The following is a 12,626-nucleotide window of genomic DNA, read 5'->3' as shown; positions in this document are numbered from 1 at the left end:
CGACGACAGGCTACGGCGCCACAGTTGTCGGCATGACAACGACAACCACTCCCCGGCCCGACGTCGGGTCGGCCCGGTCCCTCCGCACCGACCTCGCGATCGACGCTCGCGGCCTCGTCAAACACTTCGGTTCGACCCGCGCGGTCAACGGCGTCGACCTCGCCGTGCCGACCGGATCGGTGTACGGCGTCCTCGGCCCCAACGGTGCGGGAAAGACGACCACCGTCAGCATGCTGGCGACCCTGCTGCGGCCGGACGCCGGAGAGGCGCGCGTGTTCGGCTACGACGTCGTCGACGACGCGGTCGCCGTGCGCTCGCTCGTCGGCGTCACCGGTCAATACGCCTCCGTCGACGAGGACCTCACCGCCACCCAGAACCTGGTGCTCTTCGCCCGCCTGCTCGGCTTCTCGCGGACCGGGGCCCGCTCGCGGGCCGACGAGTTGCTGGAAGAATTCGCCCTCACCGACGCCGCGGCCCGACCGCTGAAGAACTTCTCCGGCGGTATGCGCCGGCGCCTCGACCTCGCGGCCAGCCTGATCGACACCCCGCCGCTGCTGTTCCTCGACGAACCGACGACCGGCCTCGACCCGCGAACCCGCGCCCAGATGTGGGACACGATCCGCCGTCTCGTCGCCGGCGGATCGACAGTCCTGCTCACCACCCAGTACCTCGACGAGGCCGATCAGCTGGCCGACCGGATCGCCGTCATCGATCACGGCCGCGTCATCGCCGATGGCACGGCTGACGAACTCAAGCACTCGATCGGCGCCAGCACACTCCAGCTCGTCGCGGCCGACCGTGCCGACGCACCCCGCGTGTGCGAGATCGCCGAGTCGATCCTCGGGCAGAAGGCCACGTTGAGTCCGCAGGCCGCGCGGACGACCGTGCCGCTGAGTTCGGCCGAGCTGGTGCCCGACGTCCTGATCGCACTGCGCGAGAACGGGATCGGCGTCGAAGAGATCACCGTGCAGAAGCCGAGCCTCGACGAGGTGTTCCTCACCATCACCGGTAGGCCCGCGGAATCGGACGCCGACACCGGCGCACCCGGGCACCGGCCATCCGACACAGATTCTTCCGACACCACCCAGGAGGCCCGTTCATGACCACGACCCTCGACAGTCCCCCGTCGACCTCGATCACGACCCGCGCCACACGCGCGCAGGTGAAGACCTCCATCAGCCTTGCCGAGTCGTTCCGGCAGTCCTTCAGCATGGCCTACCGCGGTGTGCTCAAGATCCGGCACAACCCCGAACAGCTCTTCGACGTCACCTTCCAGCCGATCATCTTCACGCTGATGTTCACCTACATCTTCGGCGGCGCGATCAGTGGCAACGTGGAAGCCTATCTCCCAGTGATCATTCCGGGCATCCTCGTGCAGACCGTGATCATGACCTCCATCGTCACCGGCACCCAGTTGCGCGAGGACATGGACAAGGGCGTCTTCGACCGGTTCCGTTCGCTACCGATCGCCCGGATCAGCCCACTCGCCGGCGCCCTGCTCGCCGACGTCATCCGCTACTCCATCGCCACCGTACTGACCGTCGTGATGGGCGTGCTGATGGGCTGGCGCCCCGATGTTCTCGGCGTGATCGCCTCGGCCGCACTCATCATCGTGTGCAGCTTCGCGGTCTCGTGGATCTTCGCACTCATGGGCTGCCTCATGAGCAAAGCATCAGCCGTGCAGGGCATCTCGATGATGATCATGTTCCCCCTGACCTTCATGTCGAATGCCTTCGTCCCGGTCGACACCATGCCCGGTTGGCTGCAGGGCTTCGTGAACGTCAACCCGGTCAGCCATCTCGTCACGGCGGTCCGCGAACTGACGAACTCCGGTCACGCCGGAATCCACGTCGTGTGGGCCCTGATCGGCGCCGCGGTGATCACCGCCGTGTTCGCACCCCTCGCCGTGCGGGCCTATATGCGAAACGCCTGATCGTGCAGTAGTCGCTGCAGCTCATCGACGGCCACGTGGCGCGGCACCGCAGGGTGTCGCGCCACCCCGTCCTTTCCGGCCTGCTCCTGCGTCCAGCGCCACGCCCAGTCCAGCGACGGGCAGTCTCGTCGTCCGGGCAGACTCACCGCCAACTCGACGAGGCGTCGGCCGACGGAATCCGTGGGGCGGCGGGCGTTCCACAGCACGGTGAAGGCCGATGCCACCGTGCCCGCCTGCGGCAGGTCCTGCCATCCCGGACCGAACGTCATGTCGTCGAGTCCCTTCACCATCTGCGGAACCAGCTCCCAGGCGGCATCGACATCTCCGCTGCGGACGAGGCCCGCGACGGCGGCGGACATCACCATGAGCACCGCGGGGTCGGCGACACCGAAGGGGTGTTCCCGCAGCATGACCCGTGCGGCGCGCAGAAAACCCGCGGCCACCTCCGGATTCGACGCGCCGTCGGCGAAGGCGAGTTCGGCAACACCCAGCAGAGCGGGCCCGATCACCTCCGGATTGCCCTGTGGGTCCTCGGCCTCGAGGTCCCAGTCGTCGGTGATCACGTCGAGTTCGCGACGCGCGTCGTCCGGGAAGTCGCCGGCGAGCAAGGTGAGGACCAGCATGGTCCTGATCTGGCGGACGTCCTCGACGGCGCCCAGTGGTGCCAGCAAGTCGATTCCGGCTCGATAGGTCGCCGCGGCTTCGGAATACCTGCCCTGCTGTCCGTACAGACCGCCCGTGCTCGACTGCCGCATGCCCTGGAACCACGAGGCGTAGCGGCTGCCCGCGAGCCATCGGCCGGAAGCCGTCGAGTCCCGGAGTGCCGTACCGACCAGCCCGCGATTCTCTCGGAGATGTGACCGTAGCGTCAGAGCCAGTGCCCGGACCTCGTCGTCGACCGCGGTCTCAGCCGCCTCGCAGATGATCCGGTACGCGCCCGTCGACGTCGAGGCCAGCGCCACGGCCGACAGGAACTCGCTCGCCCGGTGGAATGTGAGGTGGGCACGATGGAGCGAGCGCAAGAGGAACCGGGCGGTGGCCTGCACTCGGAGTTCGCCCGTCATCATGCCGTGCACTGCACCGACGATGGCGGTCACCTGCCAGTTCTCGCGCAGGGCGTCGTCGGGCGCCGCGGGTGGGCGCGGTAACGCCATCAGGACCCGCGCGCCCCACGCGCGCGTCTCCCCGTGCAGACCACGAACCGTCCAGTGATACGCCAGTGCCGGGTACAGCGTCGTGAGCACCGCGACGACGCCGTCGGTCGGCGCCGCGGCCGCGGACTCACAGGCCGACCGGAGAATCCACGTCAGGTTGTCGGCTTCGCGCGCCATGCCACCGGCACCCGCGGGGTGGTCGCCGTTCTCGGCCAGGTCGCGCATCCGAGAGACGAATTCGATTGCCCAGCCACGCATCCGCGACTCGACCCGGGCCGCCAGGTCGGCGTCCATCCGGGTCTCGCCGAACTCACGAACCATCTCCAGCATGCGAAAACGGGCCGAACCGTCGGTCTCCACGACCGACAGGAGCGACTGGTTGGTCAGACTCTCGAGGGTGTCGTCGAGAACCGTCCCGGCGGCCCCGGTCACCGCACGGGCAGCCGATCGGCCGAACCCACCGGGAAAGCGGCACAGCTGCACCAGCGCTGCCCGGCCGGCGTCGTCGAGCAGTTCCCAGCTCCACTCGATCACCGCGTAGAGGGTGCGATGGCGGTCCGGCGTGGTGCGGTCGGCGGACCGCAGGAGCGCGAACTTCTCCCCCAGGCGGGCGGTGATCTCCTCGACCGTCATCGTCCGGATCCGGGCCGCCGCCAGCTCGATGGCCAGCGGCAGTCCGTCGAGGTGGCGGCACAGCTCGACGACGCGCTCCGGGGGCAGCTCCGCGTCGGGACACACAGCTCGCGCGCGCGTCCGGAACAAGTGCACCGCCGGTGAATCCGCGTCCGCCGCCGCCAGTACGGGCAGCTGATGCACCTGCTCGCCGACGATGGCCAGCGGCGTTCGGCTGGTGGACAGCACGCGGACGCCGGGCACGGCCGCGGTGAGTTCGGCGACGATCCGGGCGCACGTGCCGATGATCTGCTCGCAGTTGTCGAGGATCACCACCGACGCCCGCTCGCGCAGCGCGTCCTCGAGACGTGCGGTCAGGTCTCCGGGGGTCATGCGGGGACGGCCGGTTGCGGAGAGATCGGATTCGCCGACCCCGAGCGTCGCGGCGATCGCCGGGATCACGTCCTCGCCGGACCGCACCGAGGCGAGCGACACGAAGTAGACCGGGGCGCCCGCCGCATGCAGCCGATGGCCGATCTCGGTCGCGATCCGCGTCGTGCCGACGCCGCCGGGACCGAGCACGGTCACCACGCGCCCGGTGTCGAGCATGCTCGCCACGGCGTCGAGGTCGGCACCGCGTCCGATGAGTTCGGTGGTGGGCGAGCGCAATCCGACGGCACGCACCGGCCGTGGCGCGCTGATCTCAGGTGGTGATGTCGCGGTGAGGATCTCGGCGTGGACCCGCGCCATCTCGGCACCCGGGTCCGTCCCCAGCTCGGTCGACAGTCGCCGTCGGAGCCGGTCGAACACCACGAGCGCGTCGGCGGCGCGGCCTTCCCCGGCGAGCGCCCGCATCAGGGCGGTGTGTGCCGACTCGTCGAACGGGTCTCGCGCGCAGCGCTGTTCGGCGATGGATCGCGCGGTCGCGAAGTCCCTTCGGCGAGCGCGGCCGTCAGTTGCGCACCGTCGAGCGCGTCCTGGGTGCGTCGAATGCGTGCGGACAGTGTCGCCGTCGCCGGGGACCCGTCCCCGAGATCGTCTCCGGGCACGCCGCGCCACCACTGCCGGGCCCGGTCGTGGGCATCCCGGTCGCCTTCGGCGAGCAGCGTGTCGACCACGTCGAGGTCGGTGCGGCTGTTGCGCAGTCGATAACCGTTCTCGGTGCCCTCCAGAACCCCCTCGGGCAGGAGCTTGCGCAGCCGGGACACCTGGGTGTGCAGCGCACTGTGGGGCGAACGCGGCGGATCGGCGGCCCAGACGTGGTCGATGAGGCGATCCGCCGAGATCACGCGCCCGTCGGCGAGAGCGAGCGACACGAGCAGGCGTCGGGCCCGCAGCCCCGGCACCGCGACGAGCCGATCGGGGCTCTCGGCGCCCACCGGGCACGCGCCGACCGCGATCGGGCCCAGCACACCGATCAGGGCGGGTCCGTCGGCAGCCACCCAGACAGGTTAGCGCCGACGTTCGCCCTCAGTCCCGCAGGAACCCCGCGTCGGCGAGGGCCCGCCGGACGTCGTGCTGGTGGTCGTGTCCGCGGGTCTCGACGCTGACGGTCACCTGCACCTCGCCGAGATACAGGTCGTCGGCGACACGGGAATGGACGACGTCGAGCACACTCGCGCCGAGGTCGCGGAGCAGTTCCAGCAGTGCGACCAGTCCACCGGGCCGGTCGGAGACGGTCGCGGTCACGGTCAGGAATCGTCCGGCGGCGGTCAGGCCGTGTGTCGTCACGTGGCGCAGCAGCAGCGGGTCGATGTTGCCGCCGGACAACACGACGCACACGGTCCCGGACAGTGCGAGCCGACCGCTCACCGCCGCCGCCACCGCCGCGGCCCCGGCAGGCTCGACCACCAGCTTCGCCCGCTCCAGCATGAGCAGCAGCGCGGTGCTCAACTCTTCCTCGCTGACCGTGACGATCCGGTCGACGAACTCGGAGACGTGCGCGAACGGGACCTTCCCGGGTGTCGCGACGGCGATGCCGTCGGCCATGGTGTTCATCGCCGCGACCGGTGTCGGCCGCTCCTCGGCGAGCGACGTCGGCCAGGCCGCGGCCTGCGCCGCCTGCACGCCGATCACCTCGACCTCCGGTCGTCGCAGACGCGCCGCCGCGGCGACGCCGGCGAGCAGCCCCCCGCCGCCGAGCGGCACGAGAATCGTTGACACGTACGGGATCTGCTCCAGGATCTCGACGCCGACCGTCGACTGTCCGGCAACGATGTCGAGATGATCGAACGGGTGGATCAGAGCCGCGCCCGTCGTCTCGGCATGACGCTGCGCCTCGACGAGCGCCTCGTCGACCGTTGATCCGGCGAGCACCACCTCTGCGCCATAGGCTTTCGTCGCGGCGATCTTCGGCAGCGCGGCCCCGACCGGCATGTAGACCCGTGAGGCGATCCCCAGTTCCGATGCCGCCCAAGCGACTCCCTGCGCATGATTGCCCGCACTGGCCGCGACGACCCCACGCGCACGTTCCCCCGCCGACAACCGCGAGATGCGCAGGTACGCGCCGCGTGGCTTGAAAGATCCGGTGCGCTGCAGGTTCTCGCACTTGAGCCACACCTGCGCACCGCTGCGCTCGGACACCACCCGCGACGCGATCGTCGGGGTCCGCCGTATCACGGACGCGAGCTCGTCGGTGGCGCGGTCGACGTCGTCGGCAGTCAGCAGCATGCGACCAGTATCGGCCATTCCCGGCCGGCAGGAACCACCCGAGGAGACGTCATCGCGCCGCCGAGCTTCCGCGATCGTCCGGTGACGTCGACTCCCCGATCTCCCGGAGTTCGCGGATCGCCCGGTCGAGCACGGCTGCGGTGTCGGCGTGCACCGTGTTGTCGGCGTGCAGCAGGTCCCCGACCGCACGCTCCGCGTCACCTCTGCGTGTGTCGAAGGCCGCGGCGGGGTCGAGGTCGGCACACTCGACGAGCAGGTCGGCCACGTCGATCCGGCCCCGGGCGCGCAGTAGTGCGGCAGCGTCGCGAGCCGTGGTCCACAGCTGCGTCGGCTGACCGCTGTCGCGCCATGCCCCGAGCAGGACGACGTAGGCCTCGGCTGCACGCGGTACGTCGCCGACGCGGACGAGACACGCCGCCCCGCCGACACGAGCGACCCCGACGATGAACGTCGCCCCGACGCCGGCGGCCCGTTCGTGGGCGCGTTCGTAGAGCGCGAGCGCGCTGGACGGGTCGTGCGCGGACAGCAGCTCGCCGTGGACGTAGTCGAGGAAGGCGTGCTGCGACGGCCCCGCCGACGGGTCCAGCGTCGACCGGGCCTCGGCCAACAGCCGGGCAGCCCCGCTCGAGTCCCCGGAGTACGACGCCGCGAGCGCCGCAGACGCGAGGAACGCCGACCCCAGGGACGGGTGGGTGCCGCAGCGGGTCCATTCCCGTACCGCCACCGCGAAGTCGCCGCGGAAGTGCGCGACCGCCGCCCTGGCCGCCCGTGCACCGACCAACGCGGGCTCATCCGGATTCGGAGGCGTCCCGGTGGCATCGGGACGTAGGGCAGCGGTCGCGAAGTCGACGGCGAGGTCGAACTCGCCGACGAGCCGCGCGGCCTCGGCCGCCGCGGACAGCATCTCGGCGCGATCGGGATGACCGTCGAGCCACGCCGAACGCGCCGGTTCGATGGCCCACGTCCACAATTCGGTGAGGTTGCGCCATGTGCTGATCAGCGACAGCGAGGTCGTGATCGCCACGAGTACGTCGACGCGTCCGCGCGCCAGGGCCAGGTCCCGCGCCGACCGCAGGTTGTCCATCTCGCCATGGAGACGTTCATTCGCCTCGAACTCCGCGACGCCGAGCCACTCGTCGCCGATGTCCCGTACCGTTGCGATGCATTCGTCGAGGAACCGGTCCTCGGCCGCGGCGAGCACGCCCGCACGGTCGAGGTGATCGAGCAGATGGGTGCGGATGAGATGCAGGAGACGGTATCTGCCGCCCGACGCGTCGGCGACGAGCAACGAGCTGTCGATCAGACGGTGCAGGGTCTCCACCGGGTCGAGCCCGCCGTCACCTCGCGTGCCGATGCCCGCTGCGCCGACGACCTCCGCTTCGACGCTCAGTGCGACGGATTCGAACGTGCGCAGCGACACACCGCCGGGAAACGGTGCGAGAGCGGCGAGTACGGCTTGATCGACCACGCTCAGCCGTCGGAACGACATGTCGATGCTGCTGCGGAGCGTCAGCCGCCGCTGGTCGTCGGCTCCGGTTCCCGTCGCGAGATCGAGTGCACCATCGAGCATTCGGGCCACGGCCGACATCGGCATCACGGCGGCCTGACGCGCCGCCAGCTCGATGCCGAGCGGGAGCCCGTCGACACGGCGCACGACGTCGACGAGATCCGCGAGCTCACGGCTCGACACCGCGAAGGCCGGATTGCGTCGCAGCGCGTGCTCGACGAACGCGCGCACCGCAGGCTGCCGGGCGACCGCGTCGACGTCGTCGATGCGAGTGGGAAAGGTCAAGGGCTGCAGACGCAGGACGTACTCGGCGGAGAGTGAGAGCACGACTCGGGAGGTGGCCAGGATCCGTACCGCGGGAGCCAGTTCGACGATCGCCGCGACCAATTCGCGGCAGGACGACAACACATGTTCGCAGTTGTCGAGGACGAGCAGGAGCGACCCGTCGACGGCGCGCGCGATCGCGTCCACGGAAGCACCCACCCCGACCTCGAGACCCAGGGTGGACACCACCGACGGGAGGACGCGGTCGGCTCGCGCGACCGCGGTGAGGTTGACGACGACAACGGCGTGCCCGGGGAACACCGCGGGGTCGGCGGCGACGTCGAGCGCGAGACTGGTCTTGCCGACGCCGCCCGTACCGGTCAGGGTCACGACCCGATGCGCCGACAACAGCCGGATGATCTCGGCGCGTTCTCGCTCCCGCCCCACCAGAGGCCCGGCCGGCGGAGCAGGTCGACGCCGCGAGGTCACGCCGGGTCCCGGATTCGTCTCGGCCTGACCGTATTCGGAGCCCGCCGCCACCCGCTGCTCGAGCGACGCGAGGGCCGGACTCGGATCGAGACCCGTCCGCTCGCGCAACCGGTCGCGGAACTCCATCGCGACCGCCATCGCGTCGCCGACCCGCCCGTCGGCGGCGAGTGCGCGGATGAGCAGTCGTGCCGAACTCTCGCGTAACGGCGCGGACGCGACACCGGCCCTCGCCGTCGCGGTCGCGCTCGGGTCGCGGCACTCCACCAGCGCTTCGACGTGGGTGTCGGCGAGCCGGTTGTGGAGGTCCTCCAACGCAACGCGTTCGGTGTCCAGGTCGGGGATGCCGGCGAACTCGCCGAGCGGCTCGCCGCGCCAGAGTTCGCGGGCCCGGACGGTCAGACGGAGACGCTCGGCGGGATCGGGAGTGTCGGCGGCGGATGCGAGCAGGTCGCGCACGATCGTCACGTCGACGACGGACACCCGGAGCCGGTAGCCGTCGGGGCGTCGTTCCAACAGATCGGCGTGTCGGCCGAGATGGCGTCGCAGCCGGGACACCAGATTGTGCAGTGCGGCAATCGGTTCCCGCGGCAGGTCGTCGCCCCACAGCGCGTCGACGAGCCGCCCGATACCCATGCCGTGCCGGCCGGCGACGGTCAACAGCGCGAGCAGGGCGCGTCGTCGTTCCCCGGGAACCGCGACCTCGACACCGTCGACCCGCAACCACAGCGCACCCAGCAGGCCGACCTCGACTGCGGGCCACACGTGCCCGTCTTCGCTTTCGCGCACCACCATCCCGATCGTCGCTCTCTGTTCTCCGACGGCCTATGCAGGATGAGCGTAGGTCTCCACCGACACCCATGTTCGATATCGCTCGAGGCCGATCGCCGCGGCCAGGTCCGCGGTCTGCGAGCGCTGAGCCAGCAGGGCTCGCACCTTACGGTCCAGTTCGGCCCCGTCGAGATCGATCCGCAGCGCGACCATCTCCTCCGGACACTGGCGCGGCCCGCCCAGCGCCCACATGTCGAACTCACGGGCGAGGTCGAACTCGATCCCCCGCCCGGTGCCCACCGGGTGAAGGATTCGCGGGCAGGTCGACGAACGGTCGACGGCGAGGCGGACCCACCGGTTGACGGTGCGGTGGTCGGGGTGCCCGGTCACGCCGTCGGGACCGAAGGTCAGGACGGTGTCGGGTGACACGTCGTCGAGGAGGGTGGTGAGGCGTCCGACCGGGCCGCTCTCGTCGATCGCCGCGAGTGAACCGTCGGGTAGGTCCAACCAGTGATGCTCCTGGACGCCGAGCTCGATGAATGCCTTCTCGAGTTCGCCGGTCCGGACCAGGGCGAGCTCCGAACGCTCTGCGGCGGTGGCGTTCTCGTCGGCCGCTTCCCCGCGGCTCGCGGTCACGCACACCACGCGCCCACCCGCGTCGCGGACGGCGGCCATCACGCCGCCGGCGAGGTAGGTCTCGTCATCGGGGTGAGCCCAGATGGACATCACGGTGCCCAGGTCGCTGATCTGTGTTGTTCTCATGCGTCGACGGTCTCCGAGCCCGCTGTCACGGGGCTGTCACCATCGGCTCACCGCCCAGCGGGTCACGGTCGAGTCATGACAGCGCCGCGACAGGACCCCGGCGCACGCTCGGTGCACACGCCGCCCGGCGTGGTTCGACATCGCACACGAAAGGCTCACCCCATGACCACCACACACGCCGCCGGTTCCGACACCGCGATCGACCTCGCCCGGGTCGAGGCCTTCGCCGGCCAGGTGAGCGCCGATCTCACCCATGCCTACCACTCGATCAGCACCTACCTGGGCGACCGCCTGGGACTGTGGCGGGCGCTGGCGCAACTCGGTTCGGCGACGAGCGCCGAGCTCGCCGAACGCTCGGGACTCGCCGAACGGTATGTGCACGAATGGTTGTGTGTGCAGGCCGCGGCCGGATACGTCCTGCTCCGCGACACCGGCGATGACGCCGCGAATGGCCCAGAGGTGTTCGTGTTCCCCGCCGAGCACGCGATGGTGCTCGCCGAGGACAACAGTCCGGCGGCGATCGTGGCCGGCTTCGAGGTCGCCGCCGCGGTGTGGTCCTCGGTCGACCAGCTCGCGCATGCGTACGCGACCGGCGACGGCGTGCCCTGGCACGCGCACGATTCCCGGCTGTTCTCCGGCGTCGAACGGTTCTACGGCACGATCTACCGTGCGTCGCTGCTCAGCGAGTGGGTTCCGGCGATCGACGGCCTCGGACAGCGCCTCACCGACGGCATCCGCGTTCTCGACGTCGGGTGCGGGTACGGGGTCCCCACGATCCTGCTCGCCGAGGCCTTCCCGAACTCCACGTTCGTCGGTGTGGACAGCCACGAGGAGTCCGTCCGGCGCGCCACCGCAGCCGCTCAGGCGGCCGGGGTCGACGACCGGGTCCGCTTCGAGGTGGCGACGGCCCAGTCGTACGCCGGCGACCACGACGCGATCATGATCTTCGACGCCCTGCACGACTTCGGCGATCCGGTGGGCGCGCTCGCACACGCCCGGTCATCACTGCGTCCCGGCGGTCAGGTGATCGCCGTCGAGCCGCTGGCGCACGACACACTGGCCGAGAATCTGACCAATCCCGTTGCGCTGCTGTTCTATTCGGGTAGCTCGTACCTCTGCGTGCCACACAGCATCGCCGACGGCCCGACCTCGCTGGGAGCCCAGGCCGGCCCCACTCGACTGCTCGACACCTTCCGGGCGGCCGGTCTGACCTCGGCGCGAGTCGCGGCGACCACTGCGTCGAACCTGCTCCTCGAGGCGCGGGTCTGAGGCGACCCCGACTCCTCAGCGCAGCGCGTTCTCCAGGTCCCCGAGGAGGTCGTCGATGTCCTCGATACCGACCGAGAGCCGGACGAGGTTGGCGGGGACCTCGAGGAGCGATCCGGCGGTCGAGGCGTGCGTCATCGCACCGGGGTGTTCGATCAGCGATTCGATGCCGCCGAGTGATTCGGCGAGCGTGAACACCTCGGTGCGGGCGCAGAACTCCTTGGCGGCGTCGAGCCCGCCCTTGACCAGCACCGACACCATGCCGCCGTAGCGCTTCATCTGCTTGCCCGCGACCTCGTGGCCCGGATGGTTCTCCAAGCCCGGGTACAGGACGGCGTCGATCTTGTCGTGGCCGCTCAGATAGTCGACGACCTTCTCCGCGTTGTCACAGTGCCGGTCCATCCGGACGCCGAGGGTCTTGATGCCGCGCAGGGTGAGGAATCCGTCGAACGGTCCGGGGACCGCCCCGGCGCCGTTCTGCAGGAACGCGAACGCCTCGTCGAGCTCCTCGCTGTCGGTGACCAGTGCGCCGCCGACGACATCCGAGTGCCCGCCCAGGTATTTGGTCGTCGAGTGGAGCACCACGTCGGCGCCCAGGACGAGCGGCTGCTGCAGGTACGGCGAGGCGAAGGTGTTGTCGACCACGAGCTTCGCGCCGGCCTCGTGCGCGACGGCGGCGAGGGTCTCGATGTCGCCGACGTTGAGCAGCGGGTTGGTCGGCGTCTCGGTCCAGACCAGCTTGGTCTCCGGCCGGATGGCGTCGCGCACCGCGGCGACGTCGGACACCGGGGCCACCGAGTAGGTGATCCCCCACTGGCTGAACACCTTGTCGATGAGCCGGAAGGTCCCGCCGTAGGCGTCGTTCGGGATCACCAGATGATCGCCCGGCCGCAGCGTCGAGCGCAGCAGGCAGTCGGTGGCCGCCATGCCGGAGGCGAAAGCCCGTCCGTAGGTGCCGCTCTCGAGCGCAGCGAGATTGGCTTCGAGGGCGCGTCGGGTCGGGTTGCCGGTGCGCGCGTACTCGAAGCCGTCGCGCAGTCCGCCGACGCCGTCCTGGGCGAAGGTCGAACTGGCGTAGATCGGGACGTTCACCGCCCCGGTCTGCGGATCCGGCTCGTAACCGGCGTGGATGGCGCGGGTCGAGAAGCCTTGCCAGCGAACCGAATCCGCGGCACTGCGTCGTTCACTCACGGTGATGCTC

9 protein-coding genes are annotated in these 12,626 nt (G+C 70.3%); 3 read left to right on the top strand and 6 right to left on the bottom strand.

Annotated features, from left to right (window positions below):
- Nucleotides 1-32 precede the first annotated feature (32 nt).
- Together AC3B5T_RS14755 and AC3B5T_RS14750 are read left to right on the top strand one after the other, a co-directional pair.
- The gene (locus tag AC3B5T_RS14755) at nt 33-1,103 is read left to right on the top strand and encodes an ATP-binding cassette domain-containing protein (RefSeq protein WP_055474892.1); all 1,071 of its coding nucleotides are present in this window, start codon (nt 33-35) and stop codon (nt 1,101-1,103) included.
- Nucleotides 1,100-1,933, top strand: coding sequence for an ABC transporter permease (locus AC3B5T_RS14750; RefSeq protein ID WP_055474893.1), 834 nt, complete (start codon nt 1,100-1,102; stop codon nt 1,931-1,933). Before AC3B5T_RS14755 ends, AC3B5T_RS14750 begins: the two co-directional genes overlap by 4 nt.
- Here the strand turns inward: AC3B5T_RS14750 and AC3B5T_RS14745 are convergent.
- The 5 genes from AC3B5T_RS14745 to AC3B5T_RS14725 are packed head-to-tail and all read right to left on the bottom strand — an operon-like array spanning nt 1,915 to nt 10,159.
- Complete coding sequence (locus tag AC3B5T_RS14745; protein ID WP_488357634.1) at nt 1,915-4,554, bottom strand: ATP-binding protein; 2,640 nt, start codon at nt 4,552-4,554, stop codon at nt 1,915-1,917. The genes AC3B5T_RS14750 and AC3B5T_RS14745 overlap by 19 nt on opposite strands.
- The gene (locus AC3B5T_RS14740) at nt 4,554-5,141 is read right to left on the bottom strand and encodes an AfsR/SARP family transcriptional regulator (protein WP_277242699.1); all 588 of its coding nucleotides are present in this window, start codon (nt 5,139-5,141) and stop codon (nt 4,554-4,556) included. Before AC3B5T_RS14740 ends, AC3B5T_RS14745 begins: the two co-directional genes overlap by 1 nt.
- Nucleotides 5,142-5,169: 28 nt before the next feature.
- Nucleotides 5,170-6,369, bottom strand: coding sequence for a threonine ammonia-lyase (gene ilvA / locus AC3B5T_RS14735; protein ID WP_055474895.1), 1,200 nt, complete (start codon nt 6,367-6,369; stop codon nt 5,170-5,172).
- Between the two features lie 49 nt (nt 6,370-6,418).
- Nucleotides 6,419-9,391 (bottom strand): AfsR/SARP family transcriptional regulator, encoded by a 2,973-nt coding sequence (locus AC3B5T_RS14730; RefSeq protein ID WP_488357633.1) that lies wholly within the window; start codon nt 9,389-9,391, stop codon nt 6,419-6,421.
- Nucleotides 9,392-9,451: 60 nt separating this feature from the next.
- Entirely contained in the window at nt 9,452-10,159 is a 708-nt protein-coding gene (locus tag AC3B5T_RS14725) for a PIG-L deacetylase family protein (protein ID WP_055474897.1), read from the bottom strand.
- Between the two features lie 162 nt (nt 10,160-10,321).
- Between AC3B5T_RS14725 and AC3B5T_RS14720 the strand changes: the two genes are divergently transcribed.
- Nucleotides 10,322-11,428 (top strand): class I SAM-dependent methyltransferase, encoded by a 1,107-nt coding sequence (locus AC3B5T_RS14720; protein ID WP_055474898.1) that lies wholly within the window; start codon nt 10,322-10,324, stop codon nt 11,426-11,428.
- Nucleotides 11,429-11,443: 15 nt separating this feature from the next.
- Here AC3B5T_RS14720 and AC3B5T_RS14715 read toward each other — a convergent pair whose 3' ends face one another.
- Nucleotides 11,444-12,616, bottom strand: a complete 1,173-nt coding sequence (locus AC3B5T_RS14715) for a cystathionine gamma-synthase (protein ID WP_055474899.1) — start codon at nt 12,614-12,616, stop codon at nt 11,444-11,446.
- Between the last annotated feature and the right edge of the window lie 10 nt (nt 12,617-12,626).

This window comes from Gordonia sp. G4 (assembly GCF_057770005.1).
This window is presented reverse-complemented; position numbering and strand designations above follow the sequence as displayed.

What these genes read in the sequence shown, in the direction of transcription:
- AC3B5T_RS14755 (WP_055474892.1), top strand. Translation starts at nt 33, where the DNA reads ATGACAACGACAACCACTCCCCGGCCCGACGTCGGGTCGGCCCGGTCC.
- AC3B5T_RS14750 (WP_055474893.1), top strand. Translation starts at nt 1,100, where the DNA reads ATGACCACGACCCTCGACAGTCCCCCGTCGACCTCGATCACGACCCGC.
- AC3B5T_RS14745 (WP_488357634.1), bottom strand. Translation starts at nt 4,554, where the DNA reads ATGCGGGCGCTCGCCGGGGAAGGCCGCGCCGCCGACGCGCTCGTGGTG.
- ilvA (WP_055474895.1), bottom strand. Translation starts at nt 6,369, where the DNA reads ATGCTGCTGACTGCCGACGACGTCGACCGCGCCACCGACGAGCTCGCG.
- AC3B5T_RS14725 (WP_055474897.1), bottom strand. Translation starts at nt 10,159, where the DNA reads ATGAGAACAACACAGATCAGCGACCTGGGCACCGTGATGTCCATCTGG.
- AC3B5T_RS14720 (WP_055474898.1), top strand. Translation starts at nt 10,322, where the DNA reads ATGACCACCACACACGCCGCCGGTTCCGACACCGCGATCGACCTCGCC.